Origin of the sequence: Streptomyces sp. AcH 505 (assembly GCF_000818175.1) — a bacterium.
Classification (GTDB): domain Bacteria; phylum Actinomycetota; class Actinomycetes; order Streptomycetales; family Streptomycetaceae; genus Streptomyces.
In genome coordinates, this window is sequence record NZ_JTIY01000002.1 from 93272 (window position 1) to 118981 (window position 25710).

Consider the following 25710-nt stretch of genomic DNA (forward strand, 5'->3'; position numbering starts at 1 on the left):
GTCCGCCGCCGTCGGGCCGTCCGCCGCCGGCCCGTCCGCCGTCGGAGGTCCGAAGGACGCACCGGTGAACGGGTTGGTGACCTCGATGCCGAGCGCCACCCCCGTCACCTCGACACACACCCGCACTTGCGCCGCCCCTGCCGCGTGCCGCAGCACATTCGTCAGCGCCTCCTGGAGGATCCGGTAACCCTCCCGCGAGACCGGTGCGGGCACCCGCTCCAGCGGCCCGGTGACGGTGGCCTCCACCAGCGCCCCCGAGGCGCGCGCCGAGTCCAGCAGCCGGGCGGCATCGACGAGCGTCGGCCGCTGCGAGGCGGGCCGCGCCGACTCCCGCAGCACCAGAAGCACCCGCTCCAGATCCTCCAGGGCCGCCCGGCCCGTCTCCTCGATCGTGCCGAGCGCACGGTCGGTGAACGCGGCGTCGCCCGCCGCCCTGGCCGCCCCCGCCTGGAGCACGGCGACGGTGAGCGCGTGGCCGATCGAGTCGTGCAGCTCACGGGCGATCCTGGTGCGCTCGAGCAGCTGCTCCGTACGCTCCTCCAGCGCCGCGAGCCGTTCGGCCGGCGAAGGCCCCAGCAGCCGCCTGGCGACCGCGGCTGCCAGCCGCCCGATCGCCACCACCCCCACGGCCGCGACGACGAGCGGTACGGGCGCGAGCACCGCGCACCACACCCGCGGCGCCGTCCCCGACAGCACCGGCAGCATGGGCGGCGTGTGCCCGGCGGCCCGCGCGATCAGATCGACGCCGAGCAGCGGCAGCCAGACGACACACCCCAGCATCAGCACCGACAGCACCGAGCGTGCCTCCAGCCAGAGCACCGTCCGCCACCGGTCGGCCCAGGTCGCCGATGCCCCGGCCGAGATGACCGGATCAGGACCGCTCCGCTCACGCGGCGTGAGGAGCAACTGGGCCTGTACGCCCTCCGCCAGCCGCATCCCCGGCAGCAGCCCGATCGGTACGAGGAACAGCAGCGGGACGTACGGATGATTCGGATCGACGAACATCCAGACCGCGAGGAGGGCGAGCGGGATGCCCAGATGCAGGACGCGCGTGTACGTCACCGTGCGGGCCAGCGGTCCCAGGAGTCGGCGCATGCCCCCATCGTGCCAGCGGCGGCGCCGTGCGAGCCTCCCCCGGCCGGGGGAGACGGTCTCCACCGGCGGGGGAGGGCAGGGCCCGGCGCGGCGGCCAGGCTGAGGCCATGACCAGCATCGACATCCAGCAACTCACCAAGGAGTACGGGGCGGTCCGCGCCGTCGACCGGCTCACGTTCCAGGTGAAACCCGGCCGGGTCACCGGCTTCCTCGGCCCCAACGGCGCCGGGAAGTCCACCACCATGCGGCTGGTGCTCGGCCTCGACCGGCCGACGTCCGGGAGCGCCACCGTCGGCGGCCAGCAGTACGCGCGGCTCGCCGAACCGCTGCGCGAGGTCGGGTCGTTGCTGGACGCGGGAGCCGCCCTGGGCGCGCGCACCGCACGGGCGCACCTGCGGATACTCGCGGCGAGCAATCGCATCCCCGCCCGGCGGGTGGACGACGTGCTCGAAGAGGTGGGCATCGCGTCCGTCGCGGGGCGGCGCGTCAGGACGTACTCGCTCGGTATGCGCCAGCGGCTCGGCATGGCGGCGGCGCTGCTCGGCGACCCGCCGGTGCTGATGCTGGACGAGCCGTCCAACGGCCTGGACGCCGAGGGCATGCGCTGGATCAGGGAACTGCTGCGCCGGCTGGCGGACGAGGGCAGAACGGTACTGGTCGCCAGCCATCTCATGAACGAGACGGCGTCCTACGCCGACCATCTCGTGGTCCTGGGAAGCGGCGGACTCCTCGCCGACACCCCGCTGCGGGAGTTCATCGACGCACGGGTACGCCCGCGCGTCAGACTGCGCACCACCGAGGGCGCCCGGCTGCGCACCCTGCTGCGGGCGAAGGGCTTCTCGCCCGTCGAGGACGACGACGGCGGCTGGACCGTCGAGGGCGCCCGGGTGGTGGAGATCGGACCGCTCGCAGCCCGCGCAGGCATCCCCATCCTGCAACTCGCCGACGAGGTCGGCACGCTGGAACAGGCCTATCTGCACCTCACCGAGGACGTGGCGCAGTACACGTCCGCCACCGCTCCCCACCCGCAGGAGGCCTGAGCCATGTCACTCCCCGCAGCCGCCCACGCCGAATGGCTCAAGGTCCGCTCCCTGTGGGTCCTGCCCTCCTCGCTGACCGGTGCCTTCCTGGTGACGACGGTCTTCTCCCTGCTGATCTGCGGCACGCTCGGCCCCGACGACATCGCGGGCGCCGACTTCGACCCGCTGCTCCTGTCGTATGCCGGCCTGAGCTTCGGCCAGCTCGCCGCCATCGTCTTCGGCGCGGTCGCCATGGCGTCCGAGTACCGCGGCGGCGCCATCCAGGTCTCGCTGGCCGCCGTACCGGACAGACGCGCCTTCTACACGGCGAAGCTTGCCGTCGTCGCCGTACTGGCCCTCGCCGTCGGGCTCGTCACGGGCCTCGCCTGCTTCGTCGGCGGACAGGCCCTGATCGGGACGGCGTTCGGCATCGGCCTCGGCGACCAGGCGGCGCCGCGCGCGATCCTCGGCTGCGGCCTGTACCTCACCTGCGTCTCGCTGCTGGCGGCAGGTGTCGCCGCGGTGCTGCGCAGTGTGGCGGGGACGCTGAGCGTGCTCGTACCGGTGTTCCTGCTGCTGCCCTTCGTCCTCGGGGACGTGTCCGGCAACGGAAAGGTGGCGGACTTCTTTCCCGGCCAGGCGGGACAGCGGATGCTCGTGCTGGACCCGGCAGGAACGCCCGGCGCCTGGACCGGACTTGCCGTGCTGATCGGCTGGACGGCCGCCGCCGTACTGGCGGGCGGACTCGCGCTGCGCCGCCGCGACGCCTGACGGGAAGCCAACTGTCGGCGCGGGCGGGTTTACTGGAGGCATGGACATCGCCCGGCAACTCGCCCTCGTGGAGCTGCTGCGCACCCGGGACTTCCCCGCGGAGCGCGGCGGCTCAGGGACGGTCACCGGCGGCCCCGGCTACCACCTGGCCGCGCTCAGCACCAGCGAGGAGTTCTGGGACGACGACGGCAGCGGCAGCGGCCCGGCGGCCGAGCAGTACGAGGCGCTGGGCGAGGCGCTGGCCGGCCGCCTGGACGCGCGCTGGGGCCCCGCGCAGCGGTTCAGCCTGTGGAGCATGCGGGCCAGAGGCATGGCGGGCGAGGAACTGCCCGAGCCCTGGTACGAGCTGAGCGCGGCGGTCGATTCGCTGTGGATCTGGCGGACGGAGAACCGCTGGACGGCGATAGGCGTGGCCCATCGGGGTGCGGAGTTGCCGTACCAACTGATGGCCCTGATAACGGAAACGGACCCGCCCTAGCCCCCGAACACCTCCCTGACCTGTGACAACGCATCCTCCAGGCAGGCGAGTTGGTGCGTGAGGGGAGGTAGGCCGGCCAATTGGAACGTTCTAAACTCTTGACGTGGCTCTGGCGCGGCAGTCACGATCGTCCGGTGACCGAGGCGCGCGTGCGTGCCGCGGCGCTTCGCGGTCCCCCCATGTTCCGTCGTGATCCGCCCCCACGAAAGGCCGGTACCCCCGTGTCCCCCCACTCCCTCCGGCGCCGAACCGGCGCGGTCCTCGCGGCGTTCGGCGTCGCGGCCCTCTCACTCGCGATGGGCGCGGGATCGGCCCAGGCGGCCGCGCCGGCCGCGCCGACGGCAGCCTCCGCACCGGCCGACGCGGGCAGCGCCTTCGTCACGTTCACCAACAACAACGACGGCGGGGTGTACACCTGCGAGGTCACCATGCCCTCCGGCATCGGTTACCCCCCGACCCAGCCCCACCAGCTCTCCTGGCGGTCGGTCATCGTGTGCGGCGTCGTCGTGCGCATGTACGGGGTCAGCGCCTCGTACGTGTGGGGCAGCGACATCGCGTACTACCCGGGCAGCACCTACGACATCACCGGCACCATCGCCGAGACGGTCGGCCGGGTGAACGTGCCGCCGGGCGCGTGGGGCCTGAACAGCAACGTCATCATCTTCACCCCGGCCGGCTACACGGCAACCCCGGGCAGCGGCTGCGCGACCGTGGCCGCCGACCAGACGAAGTGCACCGCCACCGCAGGCCCGATCATGGTCAGCTAGCGAAGGAACACCGGCCCCGCGTCGGACGCATGGCGCCGTCCCGCCCCTGCGGGCGGACGGCGCTATGTGGCGGCCGGGCCCTCGTCCCCCTCGGCCGCCGCGCGCAGCCGGCCGAACTCCTCCGCCATCGTCTGCGCCGTCCAGTGCGCGTTGAGTCCGCTCGGATTCGGCAGGGCCCAGACGCGGGTCGCGCCGATCGTCCGCTCCTGCGGGCCTATCCGCGCCTTCCTGTCGGCGAAGGCCACCCGGTACGCGGTGACGCCGACCACCGCGAGCCAGCGCGGTCGCAGCCGCTCCACCTTCGCCGTGAGGATCGCGCCGCCCTCGCGGAACTCCTCGTCGCTCAACTCGTCGGCGCGCGCCGTGGCCCGCGCCACGACGTTGGTGATGCCCAGCCGGTGCGTCAGCAGCTCCTGCTCCTCGGCCGGCTTCAACTGGCGCGGTGTGAAGCCGGAAAGATGCAGCACCGGCCAGAACCGGTTGCCGGGGCGGGCGAAGTGATGACCCGTCGCCGCCGACATCAGACCCGGGTTGATACCGCAGAAGAGCACCCGCAGCCCCGGCCCCGCCACGTCGGGCACGAGCCGGTCGCGGGCCGCGTCCAGTTCCTCGGGGCGCATCTCAGAGGATCGATCCGGGGGTGTACCCGGCGGCCTCCGGACGCTGCTTCACGATCTCCTCGATCCGGGCGACCACGGCGCCGATCTGGTCCTCCGCCGCGCCCGTGAACGACAGCTTGTCGGCCATCAGCGCGTCGAGCCGGGCCCGGTCCAGCGGGATCCGGTCGTCCGCCGCCAGCCGGTCGAGCAGTTCGTTGCGCTCGGCGCCCTGCTCCCGCATGGCCAGCGCCGACGCCACCGCGTGCTCCTTGATGACCTCGTGCGCCGCCTCCCGGCCGACGCCCTCCCGTACGGCTGCCATCAGCACCTTCGTCGTCGCCAGGAACGGCAGGTAGCGGTCCAGCTCACGTGCGACCACGGCGGGGAACGCGCCGAACTCGTCCAGCACCGTCAGGAACGTCTCCAGCAGCCCGTCGAACGCGAAGAACGCGTCGGGCAGCGCCACCCTGCGCACCACCGAGCACGACACGTCGCCCTCGTTCCACTGGTCGCCCGCCAGCTCACCGGTCATCGACGCGTAGCCGCGCAGGATCACCATCAGCCCGTTGACCCGCTCGCAGGACCGGGTGTTCATCTTGTGCGGCATCGCGGACGAGCCGACCTGGCCCGGCTTGAAGCCCTCGGTGACCAGTTCGTGCCCGGCCATCAGCCGGATCGTCTTCGCCACCGACGACGGCGCCGCCGCGAGCTGCACCAGCGCGGTCACCACGTCGTAGTCGAGCGAGCGCGGGTAGACCTGGCCCACCGAGGTGAAGGCGTGCGCGAAGCCCAGATGTCCGGCGATCCGGCCCTCCAGGTCAGCCAGCTTCGCCGCGTCACCGCCCAGCAGGTCCAGCATGTCCTGCGACGTGCCGACCGGGCCCTTGATCCCGCGCAGCGGGTAGCGCTCCAGCAGGTCCTCAAGACGGCCGTACGCGACCAGCAGCTCGTCGGCGGCCGTCGCGAACCGCTTGCCCAGGGTGGTGGCCTGCGCCGCCACGTTGTGCGAACGGCCGGCGATCACCAGCGGTCCGTACTCCCCGGCCAGCTTGCCCAGCCGGGCCAGCACGGCGACCGTACGCTCCCGCATGAGTTCGAGCGACAGCCGGATCTGGAGCTGCTCGACGTTCTCCGTGAGATCCCGCGACGTCATGCCCTTGTGCACCTGCTCATGGCCGGCGAGGGCGTTGAACTCCTCGATCCGGGCCTTCACATCGTGCCGGGTGACCTTCTCGCGCTCCGCGATCGACGCCAGGTCGACCTGCTCGACCACCCGCTCGTAGTCGGCGACGGCCGTCTCCGGCACCTCGATCCCGAGGTCCCGCTGCGCGCGCAGCACGGCCAGCCACAGCCGGCGCTCCAGCTTCACCTTGTGCTCGGGGGACCACAGCACGGCCAGCTCCGCCGAGGCGTAGCGGCCGGCAAGGACATTGGGGATACGGGGCTTCGACACGGGAGTCACGTAAGCGGATTCTACTGGGGCCCGGCGGAGGACCGCGCCACGGTCCTACGGGGTCCCGTCGGCGGACTCCGGCGCGTACGGCTCGTAAGGCAGGAGCTCAGGGCGTTTGGGCAGCCTGCCGTCGCCCGTCGAGCGTCCGGTCAGCCTGCGCATCACCCAGGGCCCGAGATACTGCCGGGCGAACCGTACGTCGCTGCCGCGCCGCATCAGCCAGCGGGCCGGGGCCGCGGGCGGCAGCGCCGCGCGCCAGTCGTCCTCGGCGTCGAGGCCGAGCCCCTGCCAGACCGCCTCGGCGATACGCCGGTGGCCCTCGGCGGTGGGATGCAGCCGGTCCACGTCCCACAGCCGCTGGTCACCGAGGACGTTCCCGCCGTACAGGTCGACGACGAGCGCGTCGTGCCGCGCCGCCAGCTCGTCGATGTACGTGAACAGCTCCTCCATGCGCGGCCGGATACGTTCCATCACCGGACCGTTCCTGCCGGGGCTGCGCATCAGGACGAGCTGTTTGCAGGACGGCGCGAGCCGCTCGACGGCCTCTTCGAGCAGCCCGCGCACCCGTCCCATGTCGACCTTGGGCCGCAGGGTGTCGTTGAGTCCGCCGACCAGGGTCACCAGGTCCGGTGTCATCGCGGCGGCGACGTCCACCTGCTCGTCCACGATCTGTCCGATGAGCTTGCCGCGTACGGCGAGATTCGCGTACCGGAACCCCGGGTTACGGGCCGCGAGCCGGCCGGCGAGCAGATCGGCCCAGCCCCGGTACGTACCGTCGGGCAGCAGGTCGGACATGCCTTCGGTGAAGGAGTCACCGACAGCGACGAAACTGGTGTAGTTGGCATTCATCTCCATGGCGGCCCCGATCCTACCGTGCGGTAGGACCGGACTCAGGCGTGCCGCCCCACCAGCTCCCGCAGCACGTCCTCCATGGTCACCATGCCTTCGAGCTTGCCGTCCGCGTCCAGCACGGCGGCCAGATGCGTACGGCTGCGGCGCATCGCCGTCAGGACGTCGTCCATCGGCGTCTCGTCCTTCACCCGCGCGATGGCGCGCATCCCCGTGACCGGGAACGGCACGTCACGCGGCAGCGCGTCCAGCGCGTCCTTCACATGGAGATAGCCCAGGATCCGCCGCGAAGGGTCGACCACGGGGAAGCGCGAGAAGCCGGACGTGGCGGCCATCGCCTCCAGCTCCTCGGGGGTCACCCCCACCTCGGCCGTCACGACCCGCTCCAGCGGCAGCACCACGTCTCGGACCGGACGGCGGCCCAGCTCCAGCGCGTCGTGCAGCCGCTCGGTCGCCCGGTCGTCGAGCAGTCCCGCATGTCCCGCGTCGGTGACGAGCCGGGCCAGCTCGTCGTCGGAGAACGTCGCCGACACCTCGCTCTTGGCCTCCACCCGCAGCAGCTTCAGCAGCGTGTTGGCGAAGGCGTTGACGGTGAAGATCACCGGCCGCAGCGCCCGCGACAGGGCCACCAGGGGAGGCCCGAGCAGCAGCGCCGTACGGACGGGGCCCGCCAGCGCGACGTTCTTCGGGACCATCTCGCCCAGCAGCATGTGCAGATAGGTCGCCACGACCAGCGCGATCACGAACGAGATCGGATGCACCAGGCCGTGCGGCACCCCGACGCCGTTGAAGACCGGCTCCAGCAGATGGGCGATGGCGGGCTCGGCGACGATACCCAGCACCAGCGTGCACAGTGTGATGCCGAGCTGGGCGGCGGCGAGCAGGGCCGACACATGCTCAAGGCCCCAGATCACACTGCGCGCCCTGCGGTCGCCGTTCTCGGCCGCCGGTTCGATCTGGCTGCGGCGCACGGAGATCAGGGAGAACTCGGCCCCGACGAAGAAGGCGTTGACGACCAGCGTCAGCAAGCCGATGATCAGCTGGATCGCGGTCATCGTCCGGCCTCCTCTTCCGTGTCGTCAGCATCCGTGTCGCTGTCGGCGCCGGGCAGCGCGCCGTGCAGGGTCAGCCGGGCCGCGCGGCGGCCCGAGGCGTCGGAGACTTCCAGCCGCCAGCCGCCGACCTCGACCTCGTCTCCCTCGGCGGGGATCCGGCCCAGCTCGGCCGCGACGAAACCGGCCAGCGTCTCGTACGGCCCCTCGGGCACCCGCAGCCCGATCTTCTCCAGCTGGTCGGCGCGTGCGGCGCCGTCCGCCGACCACAGCGGCCGGCCCTCGGCGTCCTCACCGACCGGGGCCAGATCCGGGGTCTCGTGCGGGTCGTGCTCGTCGCGCACCTCGCCGACGACCTCCTCGACGATGTCCTCCAGCGTCACCACACCGGCGGTGCCGCCGTACTCGTCGATGACGACCGCCATCGTGGAACGTCCGGAGAGCCGGTCGAGCAGCTTGTCCACGGTCAGTGTCTCCGGGACGAGCAGCGGCTCCCGCAGCAGCTCCCTGACGGGGTGCCGGACCCTGCGCTCGGCCGGCACCGCGAGCACGTCCTTGATGTGCGCGATGCCCACGACCGTGTCCAGATTGCCCCGGTAGACGGGGAAGCGGGAAAGACCGGTGGCCCGGGTCGCGTTGGCCACGTCCTCGGCCGTCGCCTGTACGTCCAGCGCCATGACCTGGACGCGCGGCGTCATCACGTTCTCCGTGGTGAGCGCCGCCAGACTCAGGGTCCGTACGAACAGCTCGGCGGTGTCCGCCTCCAGCGCGCCCTCCTTCGCCGAGTGCCGGGCCAGCGCGACCAGTTCCTGAGGTGACCGGGCGGAGGCCAGCTCCTCGGTCGGCTCAAGACCCATGGCACGCACGATGCGGTTCGCCGTGTTGTTGAGATGCGCGATGAAGGGGCGGAAGACGGCGGTGAAGTGGCGCTGCGGCGTGGCGACGACCTTGGCGACGGCCAGCGGGGACGAGATCGCCCAGTTCTTGGGGACCAGCTCGCCGACGACCATCAGCACGACGGTCGACAGGGCCGTACCGATGACCAGGGCGACCGAGGACGCCACGGACTCCGACAGGCCGGTCGCCTCGACCGGCCCCCGGATCAGCTTGGAGACGGACGGCTCGGCGAGCATACCGACGACCAGATTGGTGACGGTGATGCCGAGCTGCGCCCCGGAGAGCTGGAAGGTGAGGCTCTGTACGGCCTTCAGCGCGCCGGCGGCGCCCCGTTCGCCGCGCTCGGCGGCCCGTTCCAGATCACCCCGCTCGACGGTGGTGAGCGAGAACTCGGCGGCGACGAACGCTCCGCAGAGCAGCGCGAGCAGCACGGCCAGGATGAGCAGAAGCACTTCGGTCATCGGTTCACCTCCGTCACATGATCGGTCAGCTGGCGGAGGGCTGCGCGGTGTCTGCTGATACTGGGAGGCTCGCCCATGAGCGGACGTTCACACCTTTCGGTTGTACGGAACAACGAACCCCCATGGTAAAGGATCGGCAAAATGGCTTACCGCAGGGGCTTCACCCAGCGCCGCCAATGATCCTCGCGGTGGTACCCGGCCGACGCCCAGGCCCGCCGCGCCCGCGTGTTGTCCTCCAGCACCATCGCGTCCACCCGTCGCCCGCCGATGGCGGCGAACCGCTGCTCGGCGGCGTCCAGCAGCGCCGTGGCGACACCTCGTCTGCGCTGCTCCGGATGGACGGCCAGCCGATAGGCGGAGCACCGCCAGCCGTCGAACCCGGCGATGACGGTCCCGACGAGCCGGCCGTCGCGCTCGGCGAGCAGCAGGGCCTCGGGGTCGCGCGTGACGAGCCGGGTCATCCCGTCGTGGTCGTCGCTGATGCTGGTGCCCTCGGCGGCCAGCCGCCAGAAGGACAGCACGGCGTCGATGTCGGCGAGTCGGGCACAGCGGATCTGGAGGTCACTCATGCCCCGAGCCAAGCAGAGCGGCGACCGGCGAGGCGAGCGGATTCCGGGTGCGGGCGCGGTCAGGCCGGGGTGACGAAACAGAACTCGTTGCCCTCCGGGTCGCGCAGCACCTGGAAGCTGCCCGGCGTGTCGGAGACGATCCCGCCGACCTGTTCGGCCCCGAGCCGGACCGCCTCGGCCGTCGCGGCCGGGATGTCGTCGGCCAGCAGGTCCAGATGGAGGCGGTTCTTGCCGGTCTTGCCCTCCGGAACCCGCTGGAAGGCGATCCGGGTGAACTCCGGCGGGTCGATGTACGCCCAGTCGGCGCTCCGCCCGGTCGGCTCACCGCCGAGGAGAGCGGCCCAGAACCGGGCCAGCTCCAGCGGCTTCTCACAGTCGAAGACGATCTCGTCGATACGTACGCGCATGCGGGGCAGCCTATGGCGCGGCGAACCCCGCGCCGAACGCCGTCGCGTCCCACTCCCCGGCCAGCTCCGGCGCCAGCCATCGCACCGCCTCCGCGCGGAACCGTTCCGGGGGCAGGGCTCCCGCGCCCGCCGGTACCGCGCCCAGCAGCGGGGCGCCTGCCATGTCCGGCAGGTCCGCCAGGTTGCAGCGCGCCGCCAGGTCCGGCGCGGCCGGCCAGCTGCCGATGACCACGCCGAGCGGGCGCACGTCACGCGCCCGCAGCGCCTCGGTCGTCAGCGCCGTCGCGTTGAGCGTGCCGAGCCCCGCCGGCGCCACGACCAGGACGGGCGCGCCGAGTAGCCGGGCAGCGTCCGCCAGGGTGCCGCCGTGTTCGTCGAACCGTACGAGCAGGCCGCCGGCCCCCTCGACCAGCACCAGATCGTGCTCGGCGGCCAGCTTCTCCGCGGCGACGGCCACCTCGTCGGGGCGTACCGGTGTCATGCCCGCCCGCCGGGCGGCCGTCGCCGGTGCCAACGGCTCGGGGAAGCGGGCCAGTTCCACCGGCGTGACCGGACCGGCCAGCCGGGCAGCCTCGGCGGCGTCGCCGGGTTCACCGGGCTCCAGACCCGTCTGGGCCGGTTTCAGTACGGCGACCGTCCGGCCGCGCGCGAGCGCGGCAGCCGCCAGCGCCGCCGTGACGACGGTCTTGCCGATCTCCGTCCCGGTACCCGTGACGATCAGAATGCCCATGTCAGCCCTCCCGCGCCGCGGCCGACGCCGCACGGCAGATCCGTGCGATGTCGTCGTCACCCGTCACATACGGCGGCATCGTGTAGACGAGGTCGCGGAACGGCCGCAGCCACACGCCTTCGCGCACCGCGGCGCGGGTCGCCGCCGCCATGTCCACGTCGTGGTCGAGCTGGATCACCCCGATGGCGCCCAGCACCCGAACGTCACGCACGCCCGGCAGCTCCGCCGCCTCCGCGAGCCCCTCGCGCAGGCCCGTGCCGATCCGCTCCACCTCCTTGACCCAGTCCTGCCCGAGCAGCAGGTCGATGGAGGCGCAGGCCACGGCAGCGGCCAGCGGATTGCCCATGAAGGTCGGCCCGTGCGCCAGTACGGGGACCTCGCCCCGCGCGATGCCCTCGGCGACCCTCGCCGTGCACAGCGTCGCCGCCATCGTCAGGTAGCCGCCCGTGAGGGCCTTGCCCACACACATCACATCGGGCGAGACACCGGCCTGGCCGGCGGCGAACAGCGTGCCCGTACGGCCGAAACCCGTCGCGATCTCGTCGAGGATCAGCAGCACGTCGTGTTCGTCGCACGCCTCCCGCAACACCCGCAGATACGCGGGGGAGTGGAAGCGCATCCCGCCCGCGCCCTGCACCACCGGCTCCACGATCACCGCCGCCAGTTCGTCCGCGTGCTCGGCGATCAGCGCGCGCAGCCCGTCCGCGTACGTCTCGTCGTACTCGACCGGCGGCACCCCCGCGAACACCTGCCGGGGCAGGACGCCCGACCACAGCTCGTGCATCCCGCCGTCCGGGTCGCAGACCGACATCGGCTGCCAGGTGTCGCCGTGGTAGCCGCCACGCCAGGTCAGCAGCCGCTGCTTGGCGGGTCTGCCGACGGAACGCCAGTACTGCAGACACATCTTGACGGCGACCTCGACGGAGACCGAGCCCGAGTCGGCGAGAAACACATGCCGCAGTGGCTCGGGCGTCATGTCGACCAGCTTCGTGGCGAGTCGTACGGCGGGCTCATGGGTGAGGCCGCCGAACATCACATGGCTCATCCGGTCGAGCTGGCCGCGCGCCGCCTCGTTGAGCACCGGGTGGTTGTAGCCGTGGATCGCCGACCACCAGGACGCCATCCCGTCGACCAACTCGCGCTGCCCGTGCGCCGGTTCGGCGAGCCGTAGCCGGACGCCGGACGCGGACTCCACGACCAGCGGATCCGTACGGCCCGGCATCGGGCCGTACGGGTGCCAGACGTGCGCCCGGTCGAGCGCCAGCAGTTCGGCCGGGGCGAGATCAGGCATTGGGCGCGAGGTCCGTACCGGCTCCACGGCGGCGCACCGAGACCAGGTCCTTGCGCGCGGGTGCCGGTGCCGCGTCGGCCAGGGGCTCGTCGGCCACGGCGGCGACAGGCGCCGCGCAACCGCCCGCCCGGTGCTCCGGCAGGGTCGTCGTCTCCGCGCCCTCCACCTCGAAACCGGCGTCGGCGATCATCTCCAGGTCGGCCTTGCCCTCCTGGCCCTCGGTGGTCAGATAGTCGCCGAGGAAGATCGAGTTGACCAGGTGCAGCGCGAGCGGCTGCATCGAACGCAGCTGCACCTCACGGCCGCCGGCCAGCCTGACCTCGACATCGGGGCAGATGAACCGGGTCATGGCGAGGATGCGCAGGCAGCGCTGCGGGGTCAGGTTCCACTCGGCGGCGAGCGGCGTGCCCTCCACCGGGATGAGGAAGTTGACCGGCACCGAGTCCGGGTCCAGCGCGCGCAGCGAGAAGACGACATCCACCAGGTCGGCGTCGCTCTCGCCCATGCCGGCGATCAGCCCGGAGCAGGCGGACAGCCCGGCCGCCTGGGCGTGCCGCACCGTCTCGACCCGGTCGGCGTAGGTGTGCGTGGTCGTGATGTCCCCGTACGTCCCCTCGGACGTGTTGAGGTTGTGGTTGTACGCGTCGGCGCCCGCGGCCCGCAGCCGCTCGCCCTGGCCCTCCGAGAGCAGCCCGAGGCACGCGCAGACCTCGACGCCCTCGTTCTCTTCCTTGATGGCCTTGATCGTGCCCGAGACCCGCTCCACGTCACGGTCGGTCGGACCGCGGCCGCTCGCGACCAGACAGACCCGCTTGGCGCCGCCCGCCACCCCGGCGGCAGCCGCCTTCGACGCCTCTTCCGGCTTCAGCCAGGTGTACTTGAGGATCTCGGCGGTCGAGCCGAGCCGCTGCGAGCAGTACGAGCAGTCCTCCGGGCACAGACCGGACTTGAGATTGACCAGATAGTTGAGTTTCACCCGCCGCCCGAACCACTGGCGGCGCACCTTGCCCGCGGCAGCGACCACCTCCAGCAGGTCGTCGTCGGAGGTCGCCAGCACGGCGAGCGCTTCTTCGCGGGTCGGCGGCTCGCGCCGCAGGCCCTTCTCCACCAGCGTGTTCAGCAGGTCCATAGGGCCGATCTTCGCCTACGTCCGCACCCTGATGCCAGGGTGGAATCTGACAACTCCGCCACTTCGAAGTGTGGGTATGGCCACACCCTGTCCTGGTCCGGCCGGGTTTAGGGTCTGTGCGCAGCCTACAAAAGGACCTACAGAAGGACCGGACCCATGGAGCAGGACCCGTTCGACTGGACCGGCGAAGCGGCGCGCGCCCGCGAGACGTCGGGCCTGGTCCGTACGCTCCGGCCGCGGCCGGCCGATTCCCCGCTGCTGGACCTCGCGAGCAACGACTATCTGGGCCTCGCCCGGCATCCCGTCACCACCGGCGCGGCCGCCGAAGCGGCCCGCCGCTGGGGCGCGGGCGCCACCGGCTCACGGCTGGTGACCGGCAGCACCGAACTGCACGCCGAACTGGAGGCCGAACTGGCCGCGTTCTGCGGATTCGAGGCGGCGCTCGTCCTGTCGTCCGGTTACGCCGCCAACCTCGCCGCGCTCACGGCGCTGACCGCGCGCGGCTCGCTGCTGGTGTCCGACGCGGGCAACCACGCCTCGATCGTGGACGGCTGCCGGCTCTCCCGCGCGGAGACCGTCGTCGTCCCGCACGCCGAGCCCGAAGCGGTACGCAAGACGCTGGAGGCCGAGCGCGGCAGGCGCGCGCTGGTGGTCAGCGACGGGGTGTTCTCGGTGGACGGCGACGCCGCTCCGCTGGGCGAGCTGGCCGGCGTCTGCCGAAACCTCGGGGCCGCGCTGGTGGTCGACGACGCGCACGGCTTCGGGGTGCTGGGCGCGGGCGGCAGGGGCGCGCTGGACGCGGCCGGTGTCGCGGGCGCGCCCGGGGTGGTCGCCACCCTCACACTGTCCAAGTCGCTCGGCAGCCAGGGCGGTGCGATCCTCGGCCCGGCCCGGGTCATCGACCATCTGGTCAACGCCGCCCGTACGTTCATCTTCGACACCGGCCTCGCGCCGGCGGCGGTCGGCGGCGCGCTGGCGAGCCTCCGGCTGCTGCGTGCGGAGCCGGCTCTGGCCGCCCGCGCCAGGGAGGTCGCGCGCACCCTGCACGGGCGGCTGACCGCCGAGGGCCTGACCGCCGTACGTCCGGACGCCGCCGTCGTCTCCGTACAGGCGCCGTCGCCCGAGGCGGCGTTCCGCTGGGCGGCGGACTGCCGGGCCGCCGGTGTCTCGGTCGGCTGCTTCCGGCCGCCCTCGGTGCCCGACGGCATCTCCCGCATCCGGCTCACCGGGCGTGCCGACCTGACGGAGCGTCAGATCGACACGGCGGTGCGGACGATCGTGTCGGTCGCCGCTCAGTAGGCCACCACCTCCTCGCGCAGGGCCGACACGAAACAGCTCCAGGCTTCGGCGGAGAAGGACAGATGCGGGCGGGTCACGTTCTTCGAATCACGAACGGCGAGTTCGCCCGCGCCTTTGCGGGCCGTCTCCACGCAGTTGTTCATCCCTACGCTGCGGCTGCTCCGCCGCCACGCTGTGGGGTGTGCGAGGTAAGCGGTCATGATGCTCCCTAAACGCCGTCACCGATCCCGGCGATGAGATCCAGCGAATCCTCGGGCGAAAGGGCGTGCGCCTCCAACGTGCGGAACGCGGCGCAGTACGCCTCAAGGTCTTCTTCCCGCTCCAAATAAAGGCTACTCGTCAAGTGGTCGAGAACGACCAAATCCAGATCAGTAATGTTCGGGAAAGAGAAGATTACGAAAGGCCCGGTGAGGCCGACATAGCCGCCGACGCTGAACGGCAGTACCTGTAGCCGGATGTGGGGGAGTGCGGCGAGTTTCCGCAAGGTCCACAACTGCTCGCGCATCACACCGGGCCCGCCCACCTCGCGCCGCAGGACCGCCTCGTCGAGCACCGCGTGCAGCGCCAGCGGATCCGGCGCGCGCAGCACCTCCTGGCGGGCGAGCCGCACCTCCACCAGGGAGTCGACCGTCGTGGCCGGCGGGCCGTCCAGCGCCGCCCGGGTCACCGCCCGTGCGTAGCCGGGCGTCTGCAACAGCCCCGGCACCACCGAGGTCTCCAGCGTGCGCGCCGTGCGGGCCTGCGACTCCAGGCTGATGAAGTCCCGGTACCGGGGCGGGATCACCCCGCCGTACGCCTGCCACCACCCCTGGCCGCCGCCCGCCGCGCTCGCCAAGGTGCCGAGCACCGAGCGCAGTCGGCTGTCGGTGACCCCCAACGCGTCCAGCAGCCTGGGCAGATCCGCTTCCTTCACCCCGCTGACGCCCGTCTCGATCCGGCTCACCTTCGACTGGTGCCAGCCGAGCAGCCGCGCCGTCTCGTCGCTGGTGAGACCCGCCTCGCGGCGCAGTCTGCGTAACTCCTCGCCGAGTCTGCGGCGGCGTACCGCCGGACCGTTGCGCATGATCAACTCCCCTTCTCCGCCCCCGTTTCGGCCATATCGCGGAGAAGGTATCTTTCGGCCGCCCAAATACGCTCTCGCGTCGCAGAGTTCACCGCTTCGAGCGACAGATATATGCATATCTCGGTGGATTGGTCGGGGCGGAGGCACGATGAGTGACACTCTGACGTGGAGGACGGATCCGGAGCCCTCCGCGCAGTCAACCGTTCTGTGCCGGATATCGGATCCGGCGGGAAAGGGACAGCGTCGTCATGGCAGACCATCAGGAAGCATCCGTCACCCTGCCGAGCGATCCGGTCTCGGTGCCGGCCGCTCGCAGATACGTCGCCGACGTCCTCGCCGAGTGGGGACTGCCCGGCGAGGCGGACACCGCCGAAACGGTCCGCCTGATCGTCTCGGAACTGGCGACCAACGCCGTCCAGCACACCTTCGGCCAGTCGCCCACCTTCACGGTGGACATCCGCCTCGAACGCCACGAGCAGCTGCGGATCGGCGTCACGGACAGTCATCCCCGCTGGCCGCAGCGGCTGCCTGCGGCGGTCCAGCAGGACAACGGCCGGGGCATGGTCATCATCCGCTGGCTCGCGGCCGAATGCGGCGGCCGGATGACCGTCGTGCCGACGGCGGAGGGCGGCAAGACGGTCTGGATCGCCCTGCCGTGGCCCGTCGTCGTGCAGACCTGAGCACCGCCGCCGGTTCAGCGCACCCGGCCGTACCAGACGCTCTTGGACCAGATCCGTTCGAGCCGCACCACGGCGCCCGTCTTCGGCGAGTGCCAGATCTTGCCGCTGCCCGCGTAGATCCCCACGTGGTAGACGCTGCGCCCGGAATGGAAGAACACCAGGTCGCCCTGGCGCCGTCCGGCGGCCGGGACATGCCTGGTGTTGTTGTACTGCTGCTGTGTCGTGCGCGGGAGCTTCTTCCCCGCCTGTTTGTACGAATAGAGCGTCAGCCCTGAGCAGTCGAAGCGTCTCGGACCTGACGCCCCCCACTGATAGGGAGCCCCCTTCTTCGACGCGGCGATCTGCAGCGCCTTGGTCGCCAGCGTGGCGGCATGCGCCTCGGCGGCCGCACCCGGCGCCAGCAGCATGCCGCCGACGGCGACGAGCGTCAGACCCGAGACGGTACGGGCCCGTGAGAGCAAGGACGGGACATGTGTCTGCGCAGTCATGCGCAACCCTTCGTCAGCCGCCTGTGAAGGATGACCTGTCGGGTTCGGGCTGGCGAAGTTGCCCGGCCGCCGCGGCGGCTTCACCCCGAGGGAGACTCGTTTCCGGGCCGTCCCGTACTGCTCGGGTCCTCCACTCCTGCCGATCCACTCATGTCGACCAGGCATCCGGACGGCGGCAGGACTCGGCGTCCGCCCGGACCGCCCCGCCGTGGTGGCGGGGTCTTGCGACCTGTCACCCAGGGATCGTGTCCCGGCACGGGGCGTTTTCCGAGTTGAAATAGTGATATGTGAAATACGTCACTTTTGACCCATCCGGTGATCCGGATGACGATCAGTCGCCACCCACGCCCCGCCGCCGAGGGCCCCACCTGCGGCGCGAGCGCGGCGCGCCCGGCAAACCTCCGCCGCGTCCCGCAACTCGCGCCCGTCAACCGGTCGTCGCGTCTCCTACGCCGAACGTGCGGGGCGTGTCGCCGTCGGCGCGTCCGAACGGGGGGCGCGGCTCACCGGCCGCCGGCCGGCCCGGGGACACTCGGCGACGTCTTGCGGTTGCGGACCACGTGGTCGACCAGCCCGTACGCCTTGGCGCCGGCCGCGTCGAAGATCGTGTCCCGCTCGATGTCCACGGCCACCCGCGCGTCGTCCTGGCCGGTGTGGCGGACGAGGATGCCCGCCAGCATGGCGCGCTGGCGCAGCAACTCCCCGGCGTGGATCGCCAGGTCGGACGGCTGGCCCTGGACGGGCTCCTCGAAGCCGGGCTGCTGGAGCACGATCCGGGCGCCCGGCAGCGCCATCCGCTTGCCCGGGGCGCCCGCGGCCAGCAGCACGGCCGCCGTGGAGACGGCCTGGCCGAGACAGGTGGTCTCCACGTCGCAGGTGATCATCTGCAGCGTGTCGTAGATGGCCGACATGGCGCTGATCGAGCCGCCCGGCGAGTTGATGTACAGACAGATGTCCCGGTCGGGCGCCGCGTATTCGAGATGCAGCAGCTGGGCGATCACGTCGTTGGCCGAGGTGTCGTCGAGTGCGGTGCCGAGGAAGATGATCCGCTCCTCGAACAGCTTGGAGTACGGATCGAGCGTGCGGGTCCCGTTGCTGGTCCGCTCGGAGAACTCGGGCAGGACGTAGCGGGCCGAAGGGCGGTTCATGGGCATGGCTCTCCTCATGCGGCGCTCTGTAGAAAATGTACAGGACGTACAACACGTAACATGGGGAGCATGGCCTATGAGATTCCGGTGACGCAAGCCCGGGCAGAGCTGGCAGACCTGATCAACCGCGTCGTCTACGGGGACGAGCGCGTGGTCGTGACCCGGCACGGCAAGCCGCTCGTGGCCCTGGTGTCCGCCGCAGACCTGGCGCGACTTGAGCGCGAAGAGGCACAGGAGGAGCAGCGGGAGCGGGAGGAGGAGCAGGTGATCCGGTCCGTCTCGTCCGTCGGCCGGGGACCGTCCGCTCCCGGCGAACCGGCCCGCTTCGGCATCGCCGCCCACCACCCCGGGCAGCACCGCTCCGAGCACCCGCGTGACCAGCGGTAGAGCATGATCAGTTAACGCGCCGGAAAAACTTCGCCTCTAACCTGCAATGTCCGGCCATCCACGGGCCGGACACGGTGAGGTGGAGACATGCAACTGACCCCGCACGAGCAGGAACGCCTGCTCATCCATGTGGCAGCGGACGTGGCGGAGAAGCGCAGGGCGCGCGGACTGCGGCTCAACCACCCCGAGGCCGTCGCCCTGATCACCTCACACCTGCTCGAAGGCGCCAGGGACGGCCGTACCGTCGCCGAACTGATGGCCTCGGGCCGCACGGTGCTCGGCCGCGCCGACGTGATGGACGGGATCCCCGAGATGATCCACGAAGTGCAGGTGGAGGCCACCTTCCCGGACGGCACGAAGCTCGTCACCGTCCATGACCCGATCGTCTGACGGGAAGGAACCGCCCGTGATTCCCGGAGAGATCCTGTACGGCGACGGGGACATCGTCCTCAACGAGGGCCGCGACGTCACCGCGCTCACCGTCGTCAACGTGGCCGACCGGCCGGTCCAGATCGGCTCGCACTACCACTTCGCCGAGGTCAACCCCGGCCTCGACTTCGACCGGGCCGCCGCGCACGGCAAGCGGCTGAACATCGCGGCGGGCACCGCCGTCCGCTTCGAGCCCGGCATCCCCGTCGACATCACCCTCGTCCCGCTCGCCGGACTGCGTGTCGTCCCCGGCCTGCGGGCGCAGACCGGAGGTCCCCTCGATGGCTGAGCTCTCCCGCCCGGTGTACGCCGACCTGTTCGGCCCCACCACCGGCGACCGGGTCCGTCTCGCCGACACCGAGCTGCTCGTCGAGATCGAGGAGGACCGCAGCGGCGGTCCAGGACTCGCGGGCGACGAGGCGGTGTTCGGCGGCGGCAAGGTGATCCGCGAGTCGATGGGCCAGTCCCGTACGACCCGGGCGCAGGGCGCGCCGGACACCGTGATCACCGGCGCGCTCGTCATCGACCACTGGGGCATCGTCAAGGCCGACATCGGCATCAGGGAAGGACGGATCACCGGCATCGGCAAGGCGGGCAACCCCGACACGATGGACGGGGTGCACCCCGATCTCGTCATCGGACCCGAGACCGAGGTCATCGCGGGCAACGGCAAGATCGTGACGGCCGGTGCCGTCGACGCGCACGTCCACTTCATCTCGCCGACCCTGGTCGACCAGGCGCTGTCGGCCGGGATCACCACCCTCGTCGGCGGCGGCACCGGACCCGCCGAGGGCACCAAGGCCACCACCATCACCCCGGGACCCTGGCATCTCGCCCGGATGTTCGAGGCGTTGGAGACCTTTCCCGTCAACATCGGGCTGCTCGGCAAGGGCAACACGATGTCGAGCGACGCCATGCACTCCCAACTGCGCGGCGGCGCCCTCGGATTCAAGATCCATGAGGACTGGGGCGCCACGCCCGCCGTCATCGACGCCTGTCTGCGCGTCTGCGAAGAGACCGGCGCCCAGCTCGCCCTGCACACCGACACACTCAACGAGGCCGGTTTCGTCGCCGACACCCTCGCCGCCATCGCGGGCCGCACCGTGCACGCCTACCACACCGAGGGCGCGGGCGGCGGGCACGCGCCCGACATCATCACCGTCGTCTCCGAGCCGCACATCCTGCCCAGCTCCACCAACCCGACCCGGCCGCACACCGTCAACACCATCGAAGAACACCTCGACATGCTGATGGTGTGCCACCACCTCAACCCGGCGGTCCCCGAGGACCTGGCCTTCGCCGAGTCCCGGATCCGGCCCTCCACCATCGCGGCCGAGGACATCCTGCACGACCTCGGCGCCATCTCGATCATCTCCTCCGACTCCCAGGCCATGGGGCGGATCGGCGAGGTGATCATGCGCACCTGGCAGACCGCGCACGTGATGAAGAAGCGCCGCGGCGCACTGCCCGGAGACGGCCGCGCCGACAACCACCGGGTCCGTCGCTATGTCGCCAAATACACCATCAACCCGGCCGTGGCGCAGGGCCTGGACCAGGAGATCGGCTCGGTCGAGACCGGCAAACTCGCCGACCTGGTCCTCTGGGACCCCGCCTTCTTCGGTGTGAAGCCGCAACTCGTCATCAAGGGCGGCCAGATCGCCTACGCGCAGATGGGCGACGCCAACGCCTCCATCCCGACCCCCCAACCCGTGCTGCCCCGACCGATGTTCGGCGCACTGGGCCGGGCGGCCGCGGCCGGCTCGGTCAACTTCGTCGCGCAGGCGGCGCTGGACGACGGACTCCCCGAACGCCTCGCCCTGCACAAGGAGTTCAAGGCGATCTCCAGCACCCGGCAGGTCACCAAGGCCGACATGCGGGAGAACGACGCGCTGCCCCGCGTCGAGGTCGACGCCGACACCTTCACCGTCACCATCGACGGCGAGCCGGTCGAGCCCGCCCCAGCCGTCGAACTCCCCCTCGCCCAGCGTTACTTCCTCTTCTGATGAGCCGCGCGGCGCTGCTGGTCCTCGCCGACGGGCGATTCCCCGCCGGGGGCCACGCCCACTCCGGCGGCGCCGAGGCGGCCGTCAAGGCGGGGCGGATCCATGACGCCACGTCCCTCGCGGCCTTCTGCCGTGGCCGGCTGCACACCACGGGCCTGACCGCCGCCGCCCTCGCGGCCGCCGCCGCCCACGGCATCGACCCCCTCGCGCTCGACGAGGCCGCCGACGCCCGTACCCCGTCACCGGCCCTGCGGGCGACCGCACGCAAACTCGGCAGACAGCTGATGCGCGCCGCCCGCGCCACCTGGCCGGGCGAGGAGCTGGACGCACTCGCCGCGGCCCGGCCACGCGGCGCGCACCAGCCGGTGGTCCTCGGACTCACGGCGCGCACCGCCGGGCTCACCCCCGAGGACGCCGGGCACTGCGCGGCGTACGAGACGGTCAGCGGCCCCGCCACCGCCGTCGTACGCCTCCTCAGCCTCGACCCGTTCCAGGCCACCGCCGTGCTCGCCCGGCTCGCCCCCGAACTCGACCAGGTCGCCGAACGGGCCGCGCGCGCCGCCTACGACGGCATCGACGCGCTGCCCGCCGCTTCGGCGCCGCTCCTCGACATCACGGCGGAGGCCCACGCCGCCTGGCCGGTACGGCTGTTCGCCTCGTAACGGGCGTCCCACCGAACACGCACCACCGAAAGAAGGAGCCGCACCATGCATCTCGACCACCCCCAGCCGGGTCCCGGCGCCGTCAGCGCCGACGCCGTACGGCCCGACGGCACCCGGCGCGCCCTGCGCATCGGGCTCGGCGGCCCGGTCGGCTCCGGCAAGACGGCGACCGTCGCCGCACTCTGCCGGGTCCTGCGCGACCAGCTCTCCCTCGCCGTCGTCACCAACGACATCTACACCCGCGAGGACGCCGAATTCCTGCTCCGCAACGCCGTCCTGCCCCCGGAGCGCATCCAGGCGGTCGAGACGGGCGCCTGCCCGCACACCGCGATCCGCGACGACATCTCCGCCAACCTCGAAGCCGTCGAAGACCTCGAACACGCCGTGGGACCGCTCGACCTGATCCTCGTCGAGTCCGGCGGTGACAACCTGACGGCGACCTTCTCCAAAGGGCTGGTCGACGCACAGATCTTCGTCATCGACGTCGCGGGCGGTGACGACATCCCGCGCAAGGGCGGCCCCGGTGTCACCACCGCCGACCTGCTCGTCATCAACAAGACCGACCTCGCGCCGCACGTCGGCTCCGACCTCGGCAGGATGGCCCGCGACTCCAAGGAACAGCGCGGCGAACTCCCCGTCGTCCTCACCTCGTTGAAGTCGCTGCACGGCGCGCCCGGCGAGGCGCTCGACGGGGTGCGGCCCGTCGCCGACTGGGTACGCGCACAGCTCACGGCCTGGGCCGCGTGAGCGTCCGGGCCACCGCCCGGATCGTCGCCACCCCGGACGGGCTGCCCGTGCTGCACGGCGAAGGACCGCTCGCCCTGCGCCGCACCCGCGCCACAGGCCCCGGCATCCGGGTCACCGTCGTCGGCGCGATGACAGCGCCGCTCGGCGGCGACCGGCTCACCGTCGAGGTGGACGTACGGGACGGCGCGGTGCTGACCGTGGACGCGGCGGCCGCGACGGTCGCGCTGCCCGGCCGCACCCCCGAACACGCCCGCTACGACCTCCGGTTGACGGTGGGCGACGGCGCCACGCTCAACTGGCTGCCCCAGCAGATCATCTCCGTGCACGGCAGCGACCTGCGCACCCGCACCCAGGCCGACATCGCGGCCGGCGGCCGGCTCGTCCTGCGCGAGGAACAGATCCTGGGCCGGCACGGCGAGGAGTCCGGCACCCTCACCAGCAGGCTCGCCGTCCGCTACGCCGGACGCCCGCTCCTCGACCAGGAGGTGGCCTACGGTCCTGGCGCACCCGGCGGCTGGGCGGGCCCCGCGGTCCTCGGCGGCCACCGGGCCGCGGGCCAGCTGCTGTTCGCCGGGCCGGAGTTCGCGGAGAAACCGCGGGAGACCCGGCTGCTCGGCGACACAGCCGTCCTTACCCCGCTCGCGGGCCCCGGCGCGCTGGTCACAGCCGTGGCACCGGACGCCAGACTGCTGCGCCGGGTGCTCGACGAGGCGTTGTACGACGGCTGAAAAGGTCAGCGCGGTAAAAAAGTTCTTCCACAGCCTGTACCCAGCAAGGTCACAGACGAAAGGATCCCGGGGAGCCCAACGGACATGCGCTGCCACGAGCGGCGCACCACACAGGGGGAGGATCCACTTGAGACGCACAGCAGTGCTCGGTTCGGCCGGCACTCTGCTCGCGGGCGCGCTCATAGCCGGCGCCGTGGCCGCCCCGTCGGCCACAGCCGACGGACGCCATCACGACAACTCCGCAGCGTACGGGGCGAAGATCGCCGCCGAGCGGGCGGCGAAGAAGGGCATCGCCTGGCAGGAGTGCCCCGCCGACTGGGGCATCGCCAAGGGCATCCAGTGCGGCTGGGTGAGCGTTCCGCTCGACTACACCAAGCCGAACGGCAAGCAGATCAAGCTCGCCGTCGACCGGATCGGCAACACCGGTACGGCCAAGGAGCGCCAGGGCGCGCTCATCTACAACCCGGGTGGCCCCGGCGGCTCCGGCATGGCGTTCCCCGCCAGGGTCGTCAACAAGAACGCCATCTGGGCGAGCGCGGCGAAGGCGTACGACTTCGTCGGCTTCGACCCGCGCGGCGTCGGCCACTCCGCGCCCATCTCCTGCATCGACCCGCAGGAGTACGTCAAGGCGCCGAAGCTGGACCCGCGGCCCGGCAGCGAGGCGGACAAGCGCGCGCAGCGCAAGCTCGCCGCCGAGTACGCGGACGGCTGCAAGGAGCGCAGCGGCTGGATGCTGCCGCACATGACGACGCCCAACACCGCACGTGACCTGGATGTCATCAGGGCCGGGCTCGGCGAGAAGAAGCTCAACTACCTGGGTGTCTCCTACGGGACGTACCTGGGCGCCGTCTACGGCACGCTCTTCCCCTCGCACGTGCGGCGCATGGTCGTCGACAGCGTCGTCAACCCGTCGAAGGAGAAGATCTGGTACCAGGCCAACCTGGACCAGGACGTCGCCTTCGAGGGCCGGTTCGCCGACTGGATGACCTGGGTCGCCAAGAACGACGCGGTCTTCCACATCGGGAAGACCAAGGCGCAGGTCGCGGCGGAGTACGAGACGCTGCGCGCCGCCGCCAAGAAGGCGCCGTTCGGCGGGGTCGTCGGCCCCAACGAGCTGGACGTGCTGTTCCAGGGCGCCGCGTACTACGACTCCAGCTGGGTCCCGACCGCGGACGTCTGGAGCAAGTTCCGGGAGGGCGACACCCAGGCACTGGTCGACGCGGCCGGTCCCGACCTGTCGAACACGGCGGGCAACATCTCCGCCGAGAACGGCAACGCGGTGTACACCGCCGTCGAGTGCGCCGACGCCAAGTGGCCCACGAGCTGGCAGAAGTGGGACCGGGACAACACCCGGCTCAACCGCGACTACCCGTTCCTCACCTGGGGCAACGCCTGGCTGAACCTGCCGTGCGCGACCTGGGGCGTCAAGCAGCAGACCCCGGTGACGGTGAAGACCGGCAAGGGCCTGCCGCCGGTGCTGATCGCGCAGTCCACCCGGGACGCGGCCACGCCGTACGCGGGCGCCGTCGAACTGCACAAGCGGTTCAAGGGCTCGCGGCTGATCACGGAACAGGACGCCGGATCGCACGGCATCACCAACCTGGTGAACCCGTGCATCAACGGCAAGGTAGAGGCGTACCTGCTCAAGGGCACGCTCGACCGGCACGACGCGACGTGCGGCCCGCACGCCACGCCGGTGCCGTAGGACGCTGCGGTAAGAGCGTCAGCCAGTACGGCGGGGGCGTCCGGCGCGAGCCGGGCGCCCCCGTTTCTGTCCGGTCTGCTCGGCCTTCACATCGGCCGCGTAGCGGTCCACGTACTCCTGGCCGGACAGCGCGAGGATCTCGTACATGATCTCGTCGGTGACCGCGCGGATCGCCGCCTTCTCGTTCTCCAGGCCCGCGTAGCGGGAGAACTCCAGCGGCTTGCCGAAGCGGATGGTGACCCGGCCGATCCGGGGGAGCTTGCGCCCGGGGGGCTGCAGCTCGAACGTGCCCACCATGGCGCAGGGCACCACCGGGACCCCGGCGCTGATCGCCATCACGGCGACCCCGACCTTGCCCTTGTAGAGGCGGCCGTCGTGCGACCGGGTGCCCTCCGGGTAGATCCCCAGCAGCTCGCCCCTGGAGAGCACCCCCAGCCCCTCACGGATGGCCGCCTTGCCCGCCTCCTTGCCGGAGCGGTCCACCGGGATCTGACCGATGCTCCGGAAGAAGAACGCGGTGAGCCGGCCCTTGGGGCCGCGCCCGGTGAAGTACTCCGCCTTGGCGAGGAAGGTGATGCGGCGTTTGAGCATCGTCGGCATCAAGAAGTGGTCGGAGAACGAGAGATGGTTGCCGGCGACAATCGCCGCCCCGTCCGCCGGGATGTGTTCCAGACCCTCGATCCGCGGCCGGAACAAACCTCGCAACAGCGGGCCTAGCAGGACGTACTTGAGCACGTAGTAGAACACGGCGTTGTGCTCCTCACTCTGCCGGACCGGGACCGAGTGGTCCTCGCACAGGTTCAT

General features: G+C 71.5%; 30 protein-coding genes and 1 riboswitch. Of the genes, 14 read left to right on the forward strand and 16 right to left on the reverse strand.

Translation table 11 applies throughout. The features are described 5' to 3' along the window. Positions 1–1095: histidine kinase (locus HY68_RS30515; protein ID WP_052457323.1), on the reverse strand; the 1095-nt coding region annotated here is incomplete at its 3' end. A 107-nt stretch (positions 1096–1202) separates the two neighbouring features. Here HY68_RS30515 and HY68_RS30520 point away from each other — a divergent pair. From HY68_RS30520 to HY68_RS30535, 4 genes are all read left to right on the forward strand, one after another. Beyond that, complete coding sequence (locus tag HY68_RS30520; RefSeq protein ID WP_041997908.1) at positions 1203–2135, forward strand: ATP-binding cassette domain-containing protein; 933 nt, start codon at positions 1203–1205, stop codon at positions 2133–2135. A gap of 3 nt (positions 2136–2138) precedes the next feature. After that, entirely contained in the window at positions 2139–2885 is a 747-nt protein-coding gene (locus tag HY68_RS30525) for an ABC transporter permease (protein WP_041997910.1), read from the forward strand. A gap of 40 nt (positions 2886–2925) precedes the next feature. Next, positions 2926–3363, forward strand: a complete 438-nt coding sequence (locus HY68_RS30530; RefSeq protein WP_041997912.1) for a hypothetical protein — start codon at positions 2926–2928, stop codon at positions 3361–3363. A gap of 221 nt (positions 3364–3584) precedes the next feature. Further along, a complete protein-coding gene (locus HY68_RS30535; RefSeq protein WP_041997914.1) occupies positions 3585–4130 on the forward strand; it encodes a hypothetical protein in 546 nt (181 codons plus the stop codon). Between the two features lie 62 nt (positions 4131–4192). Here HY68_RS30535 and mug read toward each other — a convergent pair whose 3' ends face one another. The 10 genes from mug to bioB all read right to left on the reverse strand — a co-directional run bounded on the left by mug (position 4193) and on the right by bioB (position 13567). Further along, the gene (gene mug, locus HY68_RS30540; protein ID WP_041997916.1) at positions 4193–4750 is read right to left on the reverse strand and encodes a G/U mismatch-specific DNA glycosylase; all 558 of its coding nucleotides are present in this window, start codon (positions 4748–4750) and stop codon (positions 4193–4195) included. A 1-nt stretch (position 4751) separates the two neighbouring features. Beyond that, a complete protein-coding gene (gene purB, locus HY68_RS30545) occupies positions 4752–6191 on the reverse strand; it encodes an adenylosuccinate lyase (protein ID WP_041997918.1) in 1440 nt (479 codons plus the stop codon). Between the two features lie 45 nt (positions 6192–6236). Continuing rightward, positions 6237–7037: an SGNH/GDSL hydrolase family protein gene (locus tag HY68_RS30550; RefSeq protein ID WP_041997920.1), complete on the reverse strand. Its 801-nt coding sequence runs from the start codon at positions 7035–7037 to the stop codon at positions 6237–6239. A 35-nt stretch (positions 7038–7072) separates the two neighbouring features. Beyond that, positions 7073–8086 carry a hemolysin family protein gene (locus HY68_RS30555; RefSeq protein ID WP_041997922.1) on the reverse strand — a complete coding sequence of 338 codons (1014 nt, stop codon included), beginning with the start codon at positions 8084–8086 and terminating at the stop codon, positions 7073–7075. Continuing rightward, entirely contained in the window at positions 8083–9441 is a 1359-nt protein-coding gene (locus tag HY68_RS30560; protein ID WP_041997924.1) for a hemolysin family protein, read from the reverse strand. Before HY68_RS30560 ends, HY68_RS30555 begins: the two co-directional genes overlap by 4 nt. Positions 9442–9587: 146 nt before the next feature. Further along, entirely contained in the window at positions 9588–10010 is a 423-nt protein-coding gene (locus HY68_RS30565) for a GNAT family N-acetyltransferase (protein ID WP_041997925.1), read from the reverse strand. 59 nt (positions 10011–10069) lie between these two features. After that, entirely contained in the window at positions 10070–10417 is a 348-nt protein-coding gene (locus HY68_RS30570) for a VOC family protein (protein ID WP_041997927.1), read from the reverse strand. A gap of 10 nt (positions 10418–10427) precedes the next feature. Next, on the reverse strand, positions 10428–11147 hold the full coding sequence (gene bioD / locus HY68_RS30575; RefSeq protein WP_041997929.1) for a dethiobiotin synthase: 720 nt from the start codon (positions 11145–11147) through the stop codon (positions 10428–10430). Position 11148: 1 nt separating this feature from the next. Beyond that, positions 11149–12438, reverse strand: coding sequence for an adenosylmethionine--8-amino-7-oxononanoate transaminase (locus tag HY68_RS30580; protein WP_041997931.1), 1290 nt, complete (start codon positions 12436–12438; stop codon positions 11149–11151). Beyond that, positions 12431–13567 carry a biotin synthase BioB gene (gene bioB / locus HY68_RS30585; RefSeq protein WP_041997933.1) on the reverse strand — a complete coding sequence of 379 codons (1137 nt, stop codon included), beginning with the start codon at positions 13565–13567 and terminating at the stop codon, positions 12431–12433. The genes HY68_RS30580 and bioB overlap by 8 nt, the downstream gene beginning before the upstream one ends. Before the next feature lie 156 nt (positions 13568–13723). Here bioB and HY68_RS30590 point away from each other — a divergent pair, with 156 nt between their 5' ends. Further along, entirely contained in the window at positions 13724–14866 is a 1143-nt protein-coding gene (locus HY68_RS30590) for an 8-amino-7-oxononanoate synthase (protein WP_041997935.1), read from the forward strand. Here HY68_RS30590 and HY68_RS30595 read toward each other — a convergent pair. Together HY68_RS30595 and HY68_RS30600 are read right to left on the reverse strand one after the other, a co-directional pair. Beyond that, positions 14860–15066, reverse strand: coding sequence for a DUF397 domain-containing protein (locus HY68_RS30595; protein WP_041997937.1), 207 nt, complete (start codon positions 15064–15066; stop codon positions 14860–14862). The genes HY68_RS30590 and HY68_RS30595 overlap by 7 nt on opposite strands. A gap of 8 nt (positions 15067–15074) precedes the next feature. Next, complete coding sequence (locus tag HY68_RS30600) at positions 15075–15929, reverse strand: helix-turn-helix transcriptional regulator (RefSeq protein WP_041997939.1); 855 nt, start codon at positions 15927–15929, stop codon at positions 15075–15077. Between the two features lie 248 nt (positions 15930–16177). Between HY68_RS30600 and HY68_RS30605 the strand changes: the two genes are divergently transcribed. Next, positions 16178–16609: an ATP-binding protein gene (locus HY68_RS30605; protein WP_041997941.1), complete on the forward strand. Its 432-nt coding sequence runs from the start codon at positions 16178–16180 to the stop codon at positions 16607–16609. Positions 16610–16623: 14 nt separating this feature from the next. On the opposite strand, the gene HY68_RS30610 is transcribed toward HY68_RS30605, so the two are convergent. Both HY68_RS30610 and HY68_RS30615 read right to left on the reverse strand, forming a co-directional pair. Beyond that, positions 16624–17097, reverse strand: a complete 474-nt coding sequence (locus HY68_RS30610; RefSeq protein WP_041997943.1) for a C40 family peptidase — start codon at positions 17095–17097, stop codon at positions 16624–16626. Positions 17098–17100: 3 nt separating this feature from the next. Further along, a riboswitch (cyclic di-AMP (ydaO/yuaA leader) is annotated at positions 17101–17271 on the reverse strand. A gap of 329 nt (positions 17272–17600) precedes the next feature. Beyond that, entirely contained in the window at positions 17601–18245 is a 645-nt protein-coding gene (locus HY68_RS30615; RefSeq protein WP_041997945.1) for an ATP-dependent Clp protease proteolytic subunit, read from the reverse strand. 69 nt (positions 18246–18314) lie between these two features. Between HY68_RS30615 and HY68_RS30620 the strand changes: the two genes are divergently transcribed. From HY68_RS30620 to HY68_RS30655, 8 genes are all read left to right on the forward strand, one after another. Continuing rightward, positions 18315–18632 (forward strand): type II toxin-antitoxin system Phd/YefM family antitoxin, encoded by a 318-nt coding sequence (locus HY68_RS30620; protein WP_041997947.1) that lies wholly within the window; start codon positions 18315–18317, stop codon positions 18630–18632. An 87-nt stretch (positions 18633–18719) separates the two neighbouring features. Next, positions 18720–19022 (forward strand): urease subunit gamma, encoded by a 303-nt coding sequence (locus HY68_RS30625; RefSeq protein WP_041997949.1) that lies wholly within the window; start codon positions 18720–18722, stop codon positions 19020–19022. Positions 19023–19038: 16 nt separating this feature from the next. After that, a complete protein-coding gene (locus HY68_RS30630) occupies positions 19039–19350 on the forward strand; it encodes an urease subunit beta (RefSeq protein WP_041997951.1) in 312 nt (103 codons plus the stop codon). Then, positions 19343–21064, forward strand: coding sequence for an urease subunit alpha (locus HY68_RS30635; RefSeq protein ID WP_041997953.1), 1722 nt, complete (start codon positions 19343–19345; stop codon positions 21062–21064). The genes HY68_RS30630 and HY68_RS30635 overlap by 8 nt, the downstream gene beginning before the upstream one ends. After that, on the forward strand, positions 21064–21726 hold the full coding sequence (locus tag HY68_RS30640) for an urease accessory UreF family protein (RefSeq protein ID WP_041997955.1): 663 nt from the start codon (positions 21064–21066) through the stop codon (positions 21724–21726). Before HY68_RS30635 ends, HY68_RS30640 begins: the two co-directional genes overlap by 1 nt. A 45-nt stretch (positions 21727–21771) precedes the next feature. Further along, positions 21772–22473, forward strand: coding sequence for an urease accessory protein UreG (ureG, locus tag HY68_RS30645; RefSeq protein ID WP_041997957.1), 702 nt, complete (start codon positions 21772–21774; stop codon positions 22471–22473). Beyond that, positions 22470–23201, forward strand: coding sequence for an urease accessory protein UreD (locus HY68_RS30650; protein WP_041997959.1), 732 nt, complete (start codon positions 22470–22472; stop codon positions 23199–23201). The genes ureG and HY68_RS30650 overlap by 4 nt, the downstream gene beginning before the upstream one ends. Before the next feature lie 127 nt (positions 23202–23328). Further along, on the forward strand, positions 23329–24906 hold the full coding sequence (locus tag HY68_RS30655; protein WP_041997960.1) for an alpha/beta hydrolase: 1578 nt from the start codon (positions 23329–23331) through the stop codon (positions 24904–24906). Between the two features lie 18 nt (positions 24907–24924). Here HY68_RS30655 and HY68_RS30660 read toward each other — a convergent pair whose 3' ends face one another. After that, complete coding sequence (locus HY68_RS30660) at positions 24925–25653, reverse strand: lysophospholipid acyltransferase family protein (protein WP_042000251.1); 729 nt, start codon at positions 25651–25653, stop codon at positions 24925–24927. Between the last annotated feature and the right edge of the window lie 57 nt (positions 25654–25710).